Consider the following 15231-nt stretch of genomic DNA (forward strand, 5'->3'; position numbering starts at 1 on the left):
TTGAAAGGTTTCACAAACCTGGCGCGGTGACGCTACTATGTGGCGGAACGGGAAGTCAACGAAAAACGCAACCAGGGCTTATCTCGAGCTAGTCGCGGTTTTTCAAGCAGCAACCCGTGATTGTCACGTTTCAACAGCTCGTTTCAACAGTGCGTCTCAACACAGGGTGGGTGGCGGTGGAAGACTCGAACGAGGTCGCGGCCCCCGCACCCCGCGCGGCGGGGATCAAGGATGTGGCCGCGGCCGCCGGCGTCTCGCTCGGCACGGTGTCCAACGTGCTCAACCGGCCCGAGCGCGTGAGCCCGAAGACGCGGACCAGAGTGGAGGCCGCGATGGCCGCGCTGGGCTTCGTGCGCAACGAGTCCGCGCGCCAGCTGCGCGCCGGGCACAGCAGCGTGCTCGCCTACGTGATGCTCGACGGGCGCAACCCGTTCTTCACCGACGTCGCCGCGGGCATGGAAGACGCGGCCGCCGCGGACGATCTGTCCCTGTTCGTGTGCAACAGCGCCAACCTCGCCGAACGCGAGGCCGCCTACCTCCGCCGCCTCGAACAGCAGCGCGTGCAGGGCGTCCTCATCACCCCGGTCGACCCGGACTCGCCCGCCCTGGCCGAACTCGCGCGCCGCGGCACACCCGTCGTCATCGTCGACCGCAAACGCCCCGGCACCGACCACTGCTCCGTCGCCGTCGACGACGTCCGAGGCGGCGAGCTCGCCGCCCGCCACCTGCTCGACCAGGGCCACACCCGCATCGCCTTCGTCGGCGGCCCGCTCACGCTCGGCCAGGTCCGCGACCGCCGCGAGGGCGCCCTGCGGGCCTTGCTCGCGGCCGGCCTGGGCCCCGACCACCTGGTCGACCTGGCCACTCCGCAGCTCACCGTCGAGGACGGCAGCAACGCGGGCCAGCGCCTCGCCGGCCTGCCCTCGACCACCCGGCCCACCGCCGCGTTCTGCGCCAACGACCTGCTCGCCCTCGGCCTCCTGCGCAGCTGCGCCGCCTTGGGCATCTCCGTCCCGGCCGACCTCGCCATCGTGGGCTACGACGACATCGACTTCGCCGCGGCCGCCACCGTGCCCCTCACCTCCGTCCGTCAGCCCCGCCACCGCCTCGGCCGCGCGGCCGCGGAGCTGCTCATCCAGGAGACGGCGGACCCGGGGCACGTGCACCAGCAGGTGACCTACCTTCCGGAGCTCGTGGTGCGGGCGTCCACGTTGCGGACGAAGTAGATCCACTGTGGAGAGTCGACACCGGCCATCCACAGTGGACCTGATTCGGAATCATCCCGGCACGCGGGTGATCTCCGGCTGTTCCACCCCGTGCGGAATGTCGAAGGACTCCTCCCCCGTTCGCAACAGCCGCAGGATCACCCCGGCCACGTAATCCGGACTCTGCACGACCATCCCCGGGATCGGCGACGCGCCGAGCTTGAACCGGCCGTCCGCGAACTCCGTCGCGGTAATGGACGGCAGCAGCAGCGACACCGCGATCCCGTCCGCCGCGAGTTCCTGCGTGAGCACCGCACTGAGCATGCTCACGGCCGACTTGCTCGCCGCGTAGGCACCCACGCCGACCGCGACGCGGCGGGTCGTGCCGGAGCTGATGTTGACGATGCGGCCGAAACCCTGGCGCCGCATGGCGGGCAGGACAGCCTGCGTCACGGCGAGCAGGCCGACGAGGTTGAGCTGCAGCGTCGCACCGAACGCGGCGGGATCGACCTGATCAAGGGGGCCGTGGAGGCTGGCTCCGGCGTTGTTGACCAGGCCGTCGACGCGGCCGTGGCGTGCCAGGGTGGCCTCGACGAGGGCCGCCACCTGCGCGGGGTCGGTCACGTCGGTGGGGACGGCGAGGGCGCCGCCGAGTTCGTCGGCGAGCGTGGCGAGGCGGTCGGCGCGGCGGGCGGCGAGCACGGGGAAGGCACCCGCCGCGTGCAGGCGACGGGCGGTCGACGCGCCGATTCCCGAGGAGGCGCCGGTGACGATGACCGTTTTGCCGGCCAGGTCGATGAGGTCTGTCATGCCACGACGTCTACCAGACGCAGGCCCGGGCCCGGCAGTTGACAACCTGGTCTTATGAGCCTAAGAAATACCAGACCGCCGAGCCCGCGCCCGCGAGCCGGCGCCTGGAGGGAGCTATGGCAGCTCTGCGGATCCGACGGATCCTGATCGCGACCACCGCCGTGGTCTCACTCGCCGCGTGCGGGTCGGGCGACGAAACCGACGGCTACGGACTGGCGCAACCCGGCACCATCACCGCGGGCGTCACGGCCGGCGACGCGCCGTTCGTCTCCCCCGACGCGACCGGCAAGCCCGTGGGCCTGCTGGTCGACCTCAACGACGTGATCGCCCAGCGGATGGGGCTGAAGATCACCTACCGCATGACCACCGTCAGCGCCGGGTTGCCGCTGGTCACGGCCGGGCAGCTCGACCTGCTCGCGATCGGCATGCTGCCGACCCCCGAGCGCAAGAAGAGCGTCGACTTCACGAAACCGTTCTACCTGGCCTCCGACGACGTCGTGGTCCGCACCGACTCGGCCGTGAAAGGCGCCGGGGACCTCGCCGGCAAACGCGTCGGCGCGGGCCTGGGCAGCGCGCAGGCCGACTTCGTCACCGCGAAGGTCCCCGGCGCCACCCTCATCTCGCAGCCCACCAACAGCGCGGGCGTGACCCAGCTGCTCAACGGCAACCTCGACGCGATGGTCCTGGCCTCCACCGAGGTCCCCACCGTGCTCCAGGAGAACCCCGGCCGGGTCAAGATCGCCTACTCCGCGCCGCACGAGCAGGCATCGGCGATGCCGGTCAATCGCAAGCTCACCGCGTTCGAGAAGGCCTACGGCGACCAGCTCAAGACCACGATGGACGACGGCACTTTCCTTCGCCTGTACGACAAGTACTTCCCCGGCGAGCCCTACCCGGCGCAGATGTTCACCTATTGGCCCCAGCTCCGAGACCAGATCCAGAAGGGCAGATGAGGCGAGAAATGCGCCGACGATTCCGGACCGCCTTCGCCGCGGCCGCGCTGCTGACCGTTTCCGCCTGCGGCGGCGGGGGCTCCGCGAGCACGGATCCCTACGACCTCGCGGTACCCGGCACCATCACCGCCGGCGTGCCGCAGGGCGACGCGCCGTTCGTGTCACCCGACGCGAGCGGCAAACCGGCCGGGATGCTGATCGACCTCAACGACATCATCGCGAAGCGCATGGGGCTGAAGATCACCTACAAGCTCTCCACCGTCGGCGCGGGCCTGCCGCTGGTCACGGCCGGCCAGTACGACATGATGATCGCCGACCTCACCATGTCCGAGGAACGCAAGCGCAACGTCGCCTTCACCACGCCGTTCTACGTGGATGCCAACGACGTGCTGGTCCGCTCCGACTCGCCGGTGAAGACCGTCGCCGACCTGAACGGCAAGCGCGTGGGCGTCGGCATCGGCAGTGCGCAGGCCGATTTCGCCGCGAAAACGTTGCCGCAGGCCAGTGTCGTGAGCGTCCAGACGAACGCCACCGGCATCGACCAGCTCCTCAACGGCAACCTCGACGGCTTCGTCGTCAGCTCCGTGCAGGCCATCACGGTCTTCGGCCAGCACCCCGGGCGGCTGAAGGTCGGCGTCTCGGTGCAGAACCCGCTGCCCGAGGCGATGGCCGTCCGAAAAGGACTCGACAGGTTCCTGGCGGACTACGACAAGCAGCTCGCCGCCGTGGTCGACGACGGCACGTTCCTCAAGCTGTACCACCAGTACTTCCCGGGGCAGGAGTACCCGAGCTCGCTGTTCCAGTACTGGCCTTCGCTGCAGGCCCAGGTCCTCAAGGATCCCGCGGCCAAGTGACGAAGGCGGCCGGGTTCACGGACCCGGCCGCCTTCGTCGCCAGCGGGTCAGCTCCGCCACCAGTCCTCGAGCGGAGTGACCGGCACGGTCCTCTTGTGGCGCGTCCTGAGGAAGATCGACTCCACCTTCTCCGCGACCTCCGGGGTCACGTCGAGGCCTTCCAGGTAGTCGTCGAGCTCGGCGTACTTGAGGCCCAGGGCCACTTCGTCGGGCAGGGCGGGCCGGTCGTCCTCGAGGTCGGCGGTCGGCACCTTCTGCCAGACACTCGGCGGCGCACCCAGCTCCTGCAGCAGCGCGGCGCCCTGGCGCTTGGTCAGCCCGGTCAGGGGCGTGATGTCCACACCGCCGTCGCCGTACTTGGTGAAGAAGCCGGTGACCGCTTCGGCCGCGTGGTCGGTGCCCACGACCAGCAGGTTCAGCTGCCCGGCGATCGAGTACTGGATCACCATGCGCTCGCGGGCTTTGATGTTGCCGCGCACGAAGTCGCGCAGGCCGGGCGCCTGGCCCAGCAGCTCACTCATCCCGAGCGCGGACTCCGTCGCGACGGCGTCCGCGCTGGGCTTCACGTTCACCGTGACCGAATGGTCCGGCTTGATGAACTCCAGCGCGATCTGCGCGTCTTCCTCGTCGGCCTGCACGCCGTAGGGCAGCCGCACCGCGACGAACGTGGCGTCGTGCCCCTCCGCGCGCAGCTCCTCGCTCGCGAGCTGGCACAGCCGGCCGGTCAGCGAGCTGTCCTGGCCGCCGCTGATGCCGAGCACGAAGCCCTTGGCCGGCGTCGAGCGCAGGTAGTCCTTGAGGAAGTCGACCCGCTGCCGGATCTCGGCTTTCGGCGTGATGACCGCCTTGACGCCGAGCTCGGCGAGAATCTGCTGCCGTAGGTTCTCCATTCGCCGTACTTTACTGGCGCCTGCCGCCCGGCCGGCCACCGCGCCGCCGGCGGCCGCGCGCGCTGCGCCGGGTGATGAACCCGAAGGCCTGAGCACTGTCCTCTCCGGACCTCAGCGCGGATCTCGGCAGCTCACTCGCTGCCGAGAATCTCCTGTACCAGGGCGAACAACTCGTCCGTGCCGACGTCCGCGAGGTGCGCCAACGCCCCCGCGTGCCGGCCGAGGATCACGCCGATCAACGCGGCCGACAGCACTTCGGCCCGCAGCTCGGGGTTCGCCACGCCCTCGCGCACGTACCGCTCGCGCAGCGGGGTGAGGACCCGGTGGTCGAGTTCCGCGAGCGCGGCTTCCTGGGCTTCGGGGTTGTCGTACGGCCGGATCGCGGCCTGCAGGATCGGGCCGGGCCCGCGCCTGCCGGTGCGCTCGATCAGGCCCTTCAGCCGCGTCGGTTCCAGGACGTCGGGAAGCGGCTCGCCCGGTTCGCCCTCGGCGCGCAGCACGGCGATGAACAGCTGCGCCTTGCCACCGAAGTAGCGCGCGATCATCGTCGGGTCGACACCGGCCCGCTCACCGATGTCCCGTGCCGTCGTGTGGTCGTAACCGCGGTCGGCGAACAGCTCGCCGGCGGCGGCCAGCAGCCGATCGCGGCTCGCGGCCGCGTCGCGACGACGAGGAGACGAAGAGTCGGGCATCCCGGGCTTCCTTGTGTACTGGCGTGAGTGTTCTCGCGGACCTTAGCCGAACCTGCGCGCCGGCTCGTGCCACCACTTCAGCAGGCCGTCGAGCAGGCCGTCCGCCTGGCGCGCGCCCGCCTCGGCCGCGACGTCGATGAACCGCGCGTCGAGGAGGTCCTGGGGCTGTTCGTAGAACGGGTCCGCCGTGATCACGCGCACGCGGTGCCCGCGTCCGGCGAGAAAAGCCTCCTGCCGGGCGAGATCCGCGGACGGCATCGGCGCCACCACGAGCACCCGGCCCGGCTCGACGGCACTGCCGTCGTGCCACCGCGGATCGACGGCCAGGTCGGCGTTGGTGCCCGAGCGCACTCCCCCGTCGACCCAGGTCGAGCCGGCCACGCGCACCGGTGGCGCGACGCCCGGCGCCGCCGACGAACAGGCCACCGCGACCGCGACGGAGATCCCGTCCGCCGGCGACCACCCGCGGGCGAGGCCGGTGTCCGTGCTCACCGCGGTGATCCGCAGCCGGCGCGGCCACTCACCGGCCGGCAACGCCCAGGACCACAGCTCGTCGGCCTGAGCCTCCGAAATCACCGGCACCGCGGCGATCGCGGCCCGGCCGATCCGCCGCGCCCGCTCGGGTCCCTCCGAGGTGTCCTGCGCCAGGCTCTGGAAAAGCGTCCGGTCCCCGCGCCCGGCGGCGACGTTCCCGGCGTGCCAGGCCGCGCGCTCCCGCATCTTCGCCGGCACCGTCGCCAGCCCCGCCGGCTCCATCGTGAGCCACGCACCGACGATCGACCCGGCCGACGTGCCCACCACCACCCCGGACCCGGACAACGGCAGGCCCGCGGCCTCCAGCCGGTGCACCAGCGCCGACGTCCACGCGGCGCCGACAGGACCACCGCCGCCGAGGACGAGCGCGGTCAACGGAGGGGCCTCCTGGGGTCGGGGCATGGCACGTTCTCCTTCACGGTTGCCGAAACCGGGTGCACGAACCACCCGGCTCGCTTGTTTCCGGGTACCGTCGTTCGTCAGTCTACGCCCGATGTCTACAAGTGATGTCTACGGCTGTGGACTGCGTGGCTCAGGCGCGCTTGTCCCTGGCGGTAGTACTCACGCCGTCCGCCCGTTCGGCCAGGGCAGGTTCGGACCTCCTTCCGTCGCGATACTCGAGGCACAGCCACGCGGGACCGTCCACGTGCGACTCCGGCCACAGTTGCCCGGCCGGGAGAAGAAGATTCGCCATGACCGCCACCGCTTCCCGGACAGGCCACTGCCTCTGCGGCGCCATCCGCTACCGGTTCGACGCGCGACCCGACGGTGTCGTCCTGTGTCACTGTGACGACTGCCAGCGCCACACCGGCTCGGCGTTCTCGGAGAACGTCCTGGTGGCGCGGGACGCGGTGAAGACCGAGGGCACGCCCAAGGTCCACCACACCACCGGGACCGAGAACGGCCACCTGCGCGACCGCCTGTTCTGCGGCGACTGCGGCTCCCCGATCTTCACGATCCTCCACGAACGCCCCGAAACCCTCATCGTCAAGGGCGGCACCCTCGACGACCGCTCAGGCCTCGCACCCTTCGCCGACGTGTGGTGGCGCCGCGCGCAGGACTGGCTCGCGCCCCACCCCACCCGCGCCCGGTTCGACGGCGACGCGCAGTAGGCCGGACTGAAGGCGGCAAAACGCCGCCAACGAGCGCTTCACGGGCGTCAAGTTTGCGTCGGCACTCAAGGCCGGACGCACCGCGCCGCCGCACCCTGAACAGATGACCGGCCTGACGTTCACCCTGGTCGCGATCGGCGGCTTCGCGCTGGTGGCCCTGCTGCTGCGCCTCGCCGGCGCGTGGCTCGGCTCCCACGACGCCGACCCCTTCGCGCGCGACATCCCGCCGCGCGGTGACGGGGAGGCGCGCTAGTCGCTTTCCAGCTCCGCCAGCACTTCCGCGGCCGTGGTGTCGCCGCCCAGCGCCAGGCGGCGCAGCTCGTCGTGGTCCTCGCGTTCGGTCGCGAGCTCGACGAGCAGGTCCGCGGCATCGGGACTGCCACCGGCCGCCCACTGCCGCAGCTCGGCCGCGTCGCCACGTTCGGCGGCCAGCTCGATCAGCTGGTCGACCGCGTCGGAGTCTCCTCGAGCGGCCGCTGCGCGCAGGGCTTCCGGATCGGGGTCGGTCATCGTCGGCACCTTCCTGACGCGCTACACGTCGATGTGCGAACCCATGATCACGGTCCGTTCGCGGGGCAGCGCGAAGTACTCGGCCGCGTCGGCGGTGATGTAGGAGGTGGCGATGAACAGGCGTTTGCGCCAGGCCGCCATGGTGTGTTCGTCGCCACGGCGCAGCTCGATCTTCGACAGGAAGTAGGACGCGTCGTCGACCTGCAGGCGGCCTTCGGTGTCGGACGGGTCGACGAGCGCGAGCGTGCGCGGCACGTCCGGGGTTTCCATGTAGCCGAAGCGAGCCGTGACGTGGGTGATGCCGTCGTCTGCGTAGCCGAGGTCGTCGACGGAGATCCGTTCGATGTCCGGGATCCGGGGCACGGGCTCGGTTTCGAGCGACATGATCACCACGTGCTCGTGGCGCACGTGGTTGTGCTCCACGTTGGCGCGCATGGCCAGCGGCGCGCTGTCGTTGCCGCGGTTGAGGAACACGGCTGTGCCGGGCACGGTCTGCGTCGGCGACTCACCGTTGCGCAGCTTGTCGACGAACTCGCGCAGCGACCCTTCGTGCCGGTTGCGTTCGGCTGTCACGATCTGACGGCCGCGCTGCCAGGTGGTCATGACCGTGAACGCGGTGAGGCCGATGAGCAGCGGCAGCCACGCCCCGTGGACGAGCTTGGTGAGGTTGGCGGCGACGAACAGCAGGTCCACCACCAGCAGCACGCCCCCGCCGATCCAGATCAGCCAGGGCGGCGTGCTCCACTTCGACCGGGCGATGTAGAAGAACAGCAACGTGGTGATGGTGATCGTCGCGGTCACGGCCATGCCGAACGCGTAGGCCAGCGCCGACGAGCTGCGGAAGGCGAACACCAGCGTCAGCACCGAGAACATCAGCAGCCAGTTGATCCACGGCACGTAGATCTGCCCGCGCTCGGTCTCCGACGTGTGCGCGATCCGCAGCCGCGGCAGGTACCCGAGCTGCGCGGCCTGCGAGGCGACCGAGTACGCGCCCGTGATCACGGCCTGCGACGCAATCACCGTCGCCACCGTGGCCAGCAGGACGAGCGGCAGCCGCGCCCAGCCGGGCACGAGCAGGAAGAACGGGCTGCTGAGGTTGGCCTGGTCTTCGAGGATCAGCGCGCCCTGGCCGAAGTAGTTCAGCACCAGCGCGGGGAACACGAGGAACACCCAGCCCCGGGTGATGGCGCGGCGGCCGAAGTGGCCCATGTCCGCGTACAGCGCTTCGGCGCCGGTGACCGAAAGCACGACGGCGGCCAGCGCGAAGAAGGCGATGTCGAAGTGGCCCACCATGAAGTCCAGCGCGTACGTCGGCGAGAGCGCTTCGAGGATCGCCGGGTGCTTGACGATGCCCGTCACCCCGGTCAGGCCGATCACGGTGAACCACGTGATCATCACCGGCCCGAACACCCGCCCGACGGCCGCGGTGCCCCGGCGTTGCACCAGGAACAGCACCACGATGATCACCGCGGTGATCGGCACGACCCAGCTCTCGAACGAGTCGTCGACGACCTTGAGACCCTCCACCGCCGACAGCACCGAGATCGCCGGGGTGATCATGCTGTCGCCGAAGAACAACGACGCGCCGAAGATGCCCAGCCCCGCCAGCACCACGGCCACCCGCCGCCGCCCCTGCCCGCCGCGGCGGCGCAGCAGCGTGATCAGGGCCATGATGCCGCCCTCGCCGTCGTTGTCCGCGCGCATCGCCAGCAGCACGTAGGTGACGGTCACGATGACCGTCACGGACCAGAAGATCAGTGACACGACCCCGAACACGTTCTGCGCGCTCACCGGCACCGGGTGCGGGTCGCTCGGGCTGAACACCGTCTGCAGCGTGTAGATCGGGCTCGTCCCGATGTCGCCGAACACGACTCCCAGCGCTCCGACCACGACGGCCAGCTTCACGGAGTCCCGCGCGAGCCGCGCGCGGCCGGCCGGCCCGTCCTCCGTCGTGGTCGCCTTGCGGCCCTCGATCACGGTCTTCCTCCTCGGCGCGAGCGGGCACAGTCCCGGCATCGGGGCGAACCCTACCGGTCCGAGGTGGACGGCACCGGAAGATCAACGGCCGCGTCAGGAGCCCGGACGCGTGCCGGTGCCACGGTCACCGTCGACCGGCTCCGGGTCGTGGACCACCCCGGGCGCGCCGATCCGGGCGAGTGCCGTGGTCATCGCAGCACGGATCCGCGCCTGACCGCCGTCGTGGTCGGCGGTCTCGACGACCACGCAGTGGGCGGTCGTCGAGAGGTCCCTCAGCAGCTGACGGATCCGCCGATCCCAGGCGTCCGCCGCCGGTGCGGGCTCCTCGGCGCCGTGGTCGAGCAGGATGGTGAGGTCCGGGCGGAGCCGGCCGACGGTCCACTCCGCGAGGCACGCCGGCTCCTCGGCGTCGAGTCCGGAGCCGGCCGACAGGTGGTCCAGCGGCGAGTCGATCAGGCGCCCGATCACAACGACGGCGCCGGATTCGAGGGCGGGCCGGACCTCGCGCTGGACGATGTCGGCTCGCACCGCGGCCGCGGCCAGCACCCGGGCTTGCGCCGTGGTCACCGACGCACCGGACAGCAGCGCCTGCAGCCGCGGGTCACCTCCCCGAGCTGCGGATCGCCGTCGCCCTGCGCAATCCCCAACCCGAAGACGTCGCCGAGCTGGCCGCACCGGGCGTCGACGAACTGGTGCTCGTCGACAGCCCGCCCGACGACCCGGCCCGCGCCGCCGAGTGGGCGTCCAAACTGGCCGGCCGCTGGCTCCCGGCTGCCTGACTACGAGGCCGCACCCCACTCGTCGAGCCGCGCGAGGAACGCGGTGAAGTCCTCGCGGAACCACGAGTGCCCCGACCCGGGCACGGTCTCCACGGTCAGGCCGCGAGCGCGCAGCTCACCGGCGTGCGCCGGAGTGATGTACTCACTCCCCTCCGCTCCGAGGACCAGCGACGGCCACGGCGCCGACTCGGGTGAATGGTCGTAACCGACACCGGTGGCCATCCCGGGGGGTGGCCGCGGGGTCCATGCGCCACAGGGATTCCCACCGCAGCGCGAGGTCGGCTTCCGGCCACCGCCCGCCGAGGCGTTCGCGCAACTGCGCGGGCTCGGTCCACTCCAGCCACGCGGTCCACTCGGCCCGCGAGCGCACGTCCTGCTCGGCCGTCATCCGCCACGCCGGGTCGAGGTACACCGCGCTCGACGGACGCAGCGCGTGCGCGGCGATGGCCAGCGCGAGGCCACCCAGGGAATGCCCGACGGCCAGGTCGATCTTCGTGGCGCCGACCGTGTCGACGAGGTCCAGCGCCCAGTCGGTCGGCGAATAGCGGCCGCGAGGGCTGGCGCCGTGGCCGCGCAGATCCGGCGCCAGCACGGTGTAGCCGCGATCGGCCAGCGCCGGGCCCAGCCGATGCCATGACGCGCTGTCGCCGAACAATCGGCCCGGCGCACGAGATCGCCGAGAAACTCCTGCGCTACCGGGAAATCCACGGGATCACCTACATCAGCGTGCTGGAGCCGGCGCTGACGGAGTTCGCGGAGGTCATCAAGCTGCTCGGCTGAGCCGGCCTCGACCAGCCCCGCCGCCGCCTGTCACAGGGACGGGCGGCGGCTTGCTATTCGGGATAGGCGAACCGCGTCAGCAGATCCATCAGCTTCTCCGGCTCACCCGGCCGCAGGTGCGACACCAGCTCCTGCGCCGGCGCCACCGCGTCCTCGTGCGCCGCGTCGAACGCCGTCAACCCGGCCTCGGTGATCTCGACCTCGCGCACCCGCCGGTCCCCCGGCACGGCCTTGCGGACCGCGAACCCCTTCTCCTCCAGATCGTCGACGACCCGCATGATCCCGGCCTTGTCCGAGCCGGTCGCCTCGACCAGGTCGCGCTGCGTCGTCGGCCCGCGGTCCACCAGGATGATCAGCACGGCGAAGTGCCGCAGATCCAGCCCGTGCGGCCGCATGGCGGCCGTCATCGTGCTCGCCACTCGCGCGTGTGCCCGGCGCAGCAACAACCCCAGCGCGAACGGCGACCCATCCCCCGGACGATCGGTGGCCCGCGGCTTCCCACTCATGCCCGCACTCTACCTCGACTGATACGGTTTCATCCGATACGGAGGTCGTCCGTGTCCAGCCTCGGAGTCACACCGCGGGCACCACGCGCGCCCACCTCCGCACCACGTCCGGTAGCCCCTACCAGTACCGGCGGCTCGCGTCGGCCATGGTCACGCCGAACATCTCGATGTGGTCGATCAGCTCGGTTTCGACGGGCATGGCGTCAATCCAATCCCATCGTCACACCACCGGACTCAGGTTTCACCTGAAAACACCGATACGACCCCAACCTATTCCTAACAAAAAATTGTACAAGAATCGTACAAATTCGTTTTACACCACAGTTTGACACTTTCCCGAATCGCATGCAGAAATGGATCTCATGCGAATTCCCCGAGTACTCCTCCTCGTGCTGGCCGTCGCCGCCGGCGCGCTCGCGATACCCGGCACCGCCAGCGCCGCCTACAGCGATCCCCTGACCACCACGACGAAACAAAGCCTGGTCTGGCACGCCACCCCGACCGCCGCGTTGACCGCGCTCGACAACGCGCTGCCCAACGTCAGCCTCAACACCGTCGTCAACGACCCCAGCTACCCCACCACCGGCTGCACCGCCGCCGAAAAAGCCGCGCTCCCCAAGGCGCCGGCGGCCACCACGTCCTTCTGCTGGGACACCGACCGCGCGAACAGCGCCACCTGGGTCCCCCAGGGCATCACCACCTCCGGTGACGCCGACGACGACGGCATGTGGGGCGCCGACAAGATCATCCTGTCCGGCTGGCACAGCGGCGACACCCTCGGCCGCTACGACGACGCCCGCATCATGGCCGTCAACTACGACAAACCGCCGGCCCCCACCAACCGCATGATGTACCTCGCCGTCCCCAACAGCACCGGCTCGAGCTTCACCGCCGCGAAGGCCCACATGGGCGGCATGGCCTGGTACGGCGACAAGATCTACGTGACGGCCGTCGGCAACACCTCCACCGCCATCCGCGTCTTCAGCACCAAACACATCCTGCAAATGACCGACACGACGTCCAACTCGATCGGCAAGACGTCGGCCGGGTACGCCGCCTACACCTACAAGTACGCCATGATGCAAATCGGCTACTACACCTACGCGGGCGGCACCTGCAGCATGCAGTCCGACACCGGCGTCCCCTGCTTCTCCTCGATGTCCCTGGACCGCACCACCTCCCCCGCCACGATCGTCACCACGGAGTACTTCGCCGACCAATCCCTCCACGGCCGCCTCTACCGTTACCCCACCGGCGCCGACTACCTCCTGGCGAGCTCGGGCACCACCGCAGCCACCGAGGCCTTCCGCAGCTCCGTCGGCAACATGCAGGGCGTCCTCTCCCACAACGGCAAGTGGTACGTCTCCCACAGCTCCGCCACGCTCAACGGCCAGCTCTGGGCTCAAACGACCTCCGCGAGCACCTCCTCGACCTGCGGCTCCCCCACCACGACGGCCTGCTGGGCCGTCCACCCGGAAGCCCTGACGTACGACTGGTCCACCGGTTTGGTGTGGTCCCAGTCCGAATGGTCGACCACCGACTGCTCCACCCAGGGCCAGACTTGCGGGCGCTCGGTGTTCGCCGTGCCGCTGTCCGCCCTGCCTTTCTGACGGGTTTGACTGTCCCGGGCGGCCCTTCGCTCTCCTTGTCACGGAGCGCGAAGAGCCGCTTTCATCTCCGCGAGGTAGTTGTTGTAGTCCGACTGCGCGAGCACGGGGTGGCTCCAGGCCGGGGCCCATTTGGCCGGGTCCCAGACGGCCGGGTCGTTCGTGACATCCGTCCGGATCGAGGTGTGGTTGGTGATGCGGACGACTGCTTCCTGGCCGGCCTTCGAGACGATCCAGTCGTCGAAAAGCCGGGCGGCGTCGGGGTGCGGCGAGTTCTTGACGACGTCGATCAGGCTGAGGGAAGCCGGCAGCGGGGTGTCGTTGGCGAAGTCGAGTTCGTCCGGGGTCTTCTGCTTCAGCGCCGAGGCCTTGTAGCCGTACGCGGTCGCCGCGACAGGCGGCTCGCCGGCCTGGACGTTCGTCAGCGACACGGTGTGGCTCTGCACGAAGCGCGGTGAGTTCGCCCCGAGTGCCTTCAGCAGCGCGAGAGCCTTGTCGTGCCCCATGGCGATGATCAGGCTGTCGTACCAGTTCACCGCGTACGGGTCGATGGAGAACTGACCCTTCCACTCGGGCCGCGTCAGATCCTCCCACGACTTGGGTGCCATCAGTCCGCGCTGCGCCACGACGGCTGGGTTCCACGACAGGACCGTGGTGAGCACGTAGACGACGCCCCGGTACCCGGCCGGAAGCGTCAGCCCGTCAGGCAGCGGCGGCGCGTCCTTCGGCTGATAAGGCCGCAACGCACCGGCCTGCACGAGCTGGGCGATCTGCGGTCCCTCACCGGAGACGACGTCCGCGTTGTACTTCCCGCCGCGCTGTTCGGTGATGATGCGCTGAGGCAGCTCGGATGCGCTGGGACGCAACGCGTTCACCTTGACGTTCGGGTACGTCTTGTTGAAATCGGCGATGATGGGCTGCACGTCGGTGTCGGCGAAGGTCGTGTACCAGACGACGGACCCCTCCTTGGCCGCGGCGGCCGCCAACTGGGCGGGACTCAGTTTGTCGGCCGCGGCCTGCGCCGCCGAATCATTGCCCGCGGCGCCACCGCACGCGGCGACCGCCGTGACCACGAGTCCGCCGGCGAGCAGGGCCGCGAGCGGCCGGGAGATCGTGCGCCACACGTTCATAACCGTCCCTTCGGCGAGGGCGGCCACCGTTCGACGCGGGGCGGCGACTCACCTCGGCGTGAGTGCGGAATCGACGCTCAGCAGTATGGACTATTGGTAGGACTATTTGTCAACTGGCGCAGGCCGCCCCCTGCCTACCTCGACGAGACCCGACAACGCACCTTCGCCCCGCACGCGAACAACGGCACGACCGCGCCTCGGGCCAACGCACGGACATTTCGTACCGCAGCTACTGGGTCGACGCTGCCGCGGCGAGCGGCGCTGCCAAAGTAATCTGACGTCTGACCTCGACGGCCGCTGCGGCACCCACCCGCGGTGGCCGTGCGGACGTTCTCAAGGAATCTGCTTCAGCCGTTCGACGATCTTGTTCACGACCTTCCCGAAAACCGCGTTGAGCGCGGGCTGCCAGTAGTCCTCGTGCTTGAACGCCCACGTGGTGACCACGTGCCGGCCGACCTTGAACAACAGGTGGGGCTGCCACCGGTGGGCACCCAGCACGTGTCGCCGTCCCCGAGCTTGGCCTTGGTCTCCTCGGACGGCGCACCACCCGGCCCGGCGACGTGCGGGTGGCATTGCACCTGGTTGGAGTAGGTCGCGCCGTCGAGCTTGTCGTACGTGTCGATCTGGACTGTCAACCCGTCCTGCTCCACCAGGTTTCCGGTGTTGGCGTGGTTCATGCGGTAACAGCTGCTCTACGCGTACTTCCACGGCCCCTTGCCCGGGTCCTGAGGATCGGCGGTGAACCGCACCGGACCGATGGACGACTGTTCCTGCACCCGGCTGGACCCGGTGTCGTCGGTGAACGACAGCGCCCAGTCTTCCGGCCGATAGAGTCGCACGCGGCCGACATGTTCCAGGGAGCCCCGAACTTGTATTTCGACAGCCCCACCTC

The 15231-nt window shown here is 69.9% G+C and carries 19 protein-coding genes; 7 read left to right on the forward strand and 12 right to left on the reverse strand.

The window, feature by feature from the left end; genetic code table 11:
- The first annotated feature begins 224 nt into the window (after nucleotides 1-224).
- Nucleotides 225-1226, forward strand: a complete 1002-nt coding sequence (locus QRX50_RS34740; protein ID WP_285974645.1) for a LacI family DNA-binding transcriptional regulator — start codon at nucleotides 225-227, stop codon at nucleotides 1224-1226.
- Nucleotides 1227-1277: 51 nt separating this feature from the next.
- Here QRX50_RS34740 and QRX50_RS34745 read toward each other — a convergent pair whose 3' ends face one another.
- On the reverse strand, nucleotides 1278-2015 hold the full coding sequence (locus QRX50_RS34745; protein WP_285967341.1) for an SDR family oxidoreductase: 738 nt from the start codon (nucleotides 2013-2015) through the stop codon (nucleotides 1278-1280).
- Between the two features lie 116 nt (nucleotides 2016-2131).
- On the opposite strand from QRX50_RS34745, the gene QRX50_RS34750 reads away from it, so the two are divergent.
- Both QRX50_RS34750 and QRX50_RS34755 read left to right on the forward strand, forming a co-directional pair.
- A complete protein-coding gene (locus QRX50_RS34750; protein WP_285967342.1) occupies nucleotides 2132-2968 on the forward strand; it encodes a substrate-binding periplasmic protein in 837 nt (278 codons plus the stop codon).
- A gap of 8 nt (nucleotides 2969-2976) precedes the next feature.
- Nucleotides 2977-3822 (forward strand): substrate-binding periplasmic protein, encoded by an 846-nt coding sequence (locus tag QRX50_RS34755; protein WP_285967343.1) that lies wholly within the window; start codon nucleotides 2977-2979, stop codon nucleotides 3820-3822.
- A gap of 47 nt (nucleotides 3823-3869) precedes the next feature.
- Here QRX50_RS34755 and nadE read toward each other — a convergent pair whose 3' ends face one another.
- From nadE to QRX50_RS34770, 3 genes are all read right to left on the reverse strand, one after another.
- A complete protein-coding gene (nadE, locus tag QRX50_RS34760; RefSeq protein WP_285967344.1) occupies nucleotides 3870-4712 on the reverse strand; it encodes an NAD(+) synthase in 843 nt (280 codons plus the stop codon).
- A gap of 131 nt (nucleotides 4713-4843) precedes the next feature.
- A complete protein-coding gene (locus tag QRX50_RS34765) occupies nucleotides 4844-5404 on the reverse strand; it encodes a TetR/AcrR family transcriptional regulator (protein ID WP_285967345.1) in 561 nt (186 codons plus the stop codon).
- A gap of 42 nt (nucleotides 5405-5446) precedes the next feature.
- A complete protein-coding gene (locus QRX50_RS34770; protein ID WP_285967346.1) occupies nucleotides 5447-6340 on the reverse strand; it encodes a patatin-like phospholipase family protein in 894 nt (297 codons plus the stop codon).
- Between the two features lie 290 nt (nucleotides 6341-6630).
- On the opposite strand from QRX50_RS34770, the gene QRX50_RS34775 reads away from it, so the two are divergent.
- Both QRX50_RS34775 and QRX50_RS34780 read left to right on the forward strand, forming a co-directional pair.
- Complete coding sequence (locus QRX50_RS34775) at nucleotides 6631-7050, forward strand: GFA family protein (RefSeq protein ID WP_285967347.1); 420 nt, start codon at nucleotides 6631-6633, stop codon at nucleotides 7048-7050.
- Nucleotides 7051-7153: 103 nt separating this feature from the next.
- Nucleotides 7154-7303 carry a hypothetical protein gene (locus tag QRX50_RS34780; protein ID WP_285967348.1) on the forward strand — a complete coding sequence of 50 codons (150 nt, stop codon included), beginning with the start codon at nucleotides 7154-7156 and terminating at the stop codon, nucleotides 7301-7303.
- Here the strand turns inward: QRX50_RS34780 and QRX50_RS34785 are convergent.
- The 4 genes from QRX50_RS34785 to QRX50_RS34800 all read right to left on the reverse strand — a co-directional run bounded on the left by QRX50_RS34785 (nucleotide 7300) and on the right by QRX50_RS34800 (nucleotide 10971).
- Complete coding sequence (locus QRX50_RS34785) at nucleotides 7300-7560, reverse strand: hypothetical protein (RefSeq protein WP_285967349.1); 261 nt, start codon at nucleotides 7558-7560, stop codon at nucleotides 7300-7302. The two genes, QRX50_RS34780 and QRX50_RS34785, sit on opposite strands and share 4 nt — an antisense overlap.
- A 21-nt stretch (nucleotides 7561-7581) precedes the next feature.
- Complete coding sequence (locus QRX50_RS34790) at nucleotides 7582-9576, reverse strand: potassium transporter Kup (RefSeq protein WP_285967350.1); 1995 nt, start codon at nucleotides 9574-9576, stop codon at nucleotides 7582-7584.
- A 54-nt stretch (nucleotides 9577-9630) separates the two neighbouring features.
- Nucleotides 9631-10104 carry a hypothetical protein gene (locus QRX50_RS34795; protein WP_285967351.1) on the reverse strand — a complete coding sequence of 158 codons (474 nt, stop codon included), beginning with the start codon at nucleotides 10102-10104 and terminating at the stop codon, nucleotides 9631-9633.
- Between the two features lie 354 nt (nucleotides 10105-10458).
- Nucleotides 10459-10971 carry an alpha/beta fold hydrolase gene (locus QRX50_RS34800; RefSeq protein ID WP_285967352.1) on the reverse strand — a complete coding sequence of 171 codons (513 nt, stop codon included), beginning with the start codon at nucleotides 10969-10971 and terminating at the stop codon, nucleotides 10459-10461.
- Here QRX50_RS34800 and QRX50_RS34805 point away from each other — a divergent pair.
- Nucleotides 10950-11096 carry a hypothetical protein gene (locus tag QRX50_RS34805; RefSeq protein WP_285967353.1) on the forward strand — a complete coding sequence of 49 codons (147 nt, stop codon included), beginning with the start codon at nucleotides 10950-10952 and terminating at the stop codon, nucleotides 11094-11096. The two genes, QRX50_RS34800 and QRX50_RS34805, sit on opposite strands and share 22 nt — an antisense overlap.
- Before the next feature lie 53 nt (nucleotides 11097-11149).
- On the opposite strand, the gene QRX50_RS34810 is transcribed toward QRX50_RS34805, so the two are convergent.
- Nucleotides 11150-11602, reverse strand: a complete 453-nt coding sequence (locus QRX50_RS34810) for a MarR family winged helix-turn-helix transcriptional regulator (protein ID WP_285967354.1) — start codon at nucleotides 11600-11602, stop codon at nucleotides 11150-11152.
- Between the two features lie 353 nt (nucleotides 11603-11955).
- On the opposite strand from QRX50_RS34810, the gene QRX50_RS34815 reads away from it, so the two are divergent.
- Entirely contained in the window at nucleotides 11956-13212 is a 1257-nt protein-coding gene (locus QRX50_RS34815; protein ID WP_285967355.1) for a hypothetical protein, read from the forward strand.
- 38 nt (nucleotides 13213-13250) lie between these two features.
- Here QRX50_RS34815 and QRX50_RS34820 read toward each other — a convergent pair whose 3' ends face one another.
- The 3 genes from QRX50_RS34820 to QRX50_RS34830 form a co-directional block, all read right to left on the reverse strand.
- A complete protein-coding gene (locus QRX50_RS34820; protein WP_285967356.1) occupies nucleotides 13251-14339 on the reverse strand; it encodes an ABC transporter substrate-binding protein in 1089 nt (362 codons plus the stop codon).
- 333 nt (nucleotides 14340-14672) lie between these two features.
- Nucleotides 14673-14837, reverse strand: coding sequence for a hypothetical protein (locus tag QRX50_RS34825; RefSeq protein WP_285967357.1), 165 nt, complete (start codon nucleotides 14835-14837; stop codon nucleotides 14673-14675).
- Between the two features lie 194 nt (nucleotides 14838-15031).
- Entirely contained in the window at nucleotides 15032-15178 is a 147-nt protein-coding gene (locus QRX50_RS34830; protein WP_285967358.1) for a hypothetical protein, read from the reverse strand.
- Nucleotides 15179-15231 lie beyond the last annotated feature (53 nt).

Source organism: Amycolatopsis sp. 2-15 (assembly GCF_030285625.1).
Taxonomy (GTDB): Bacteria; Actinomycetota; Actinomycetes; order Mycobacteriales; family Pseudonocardiaceae; genus Amycolatopsis; species Amycolatopsis carbonis.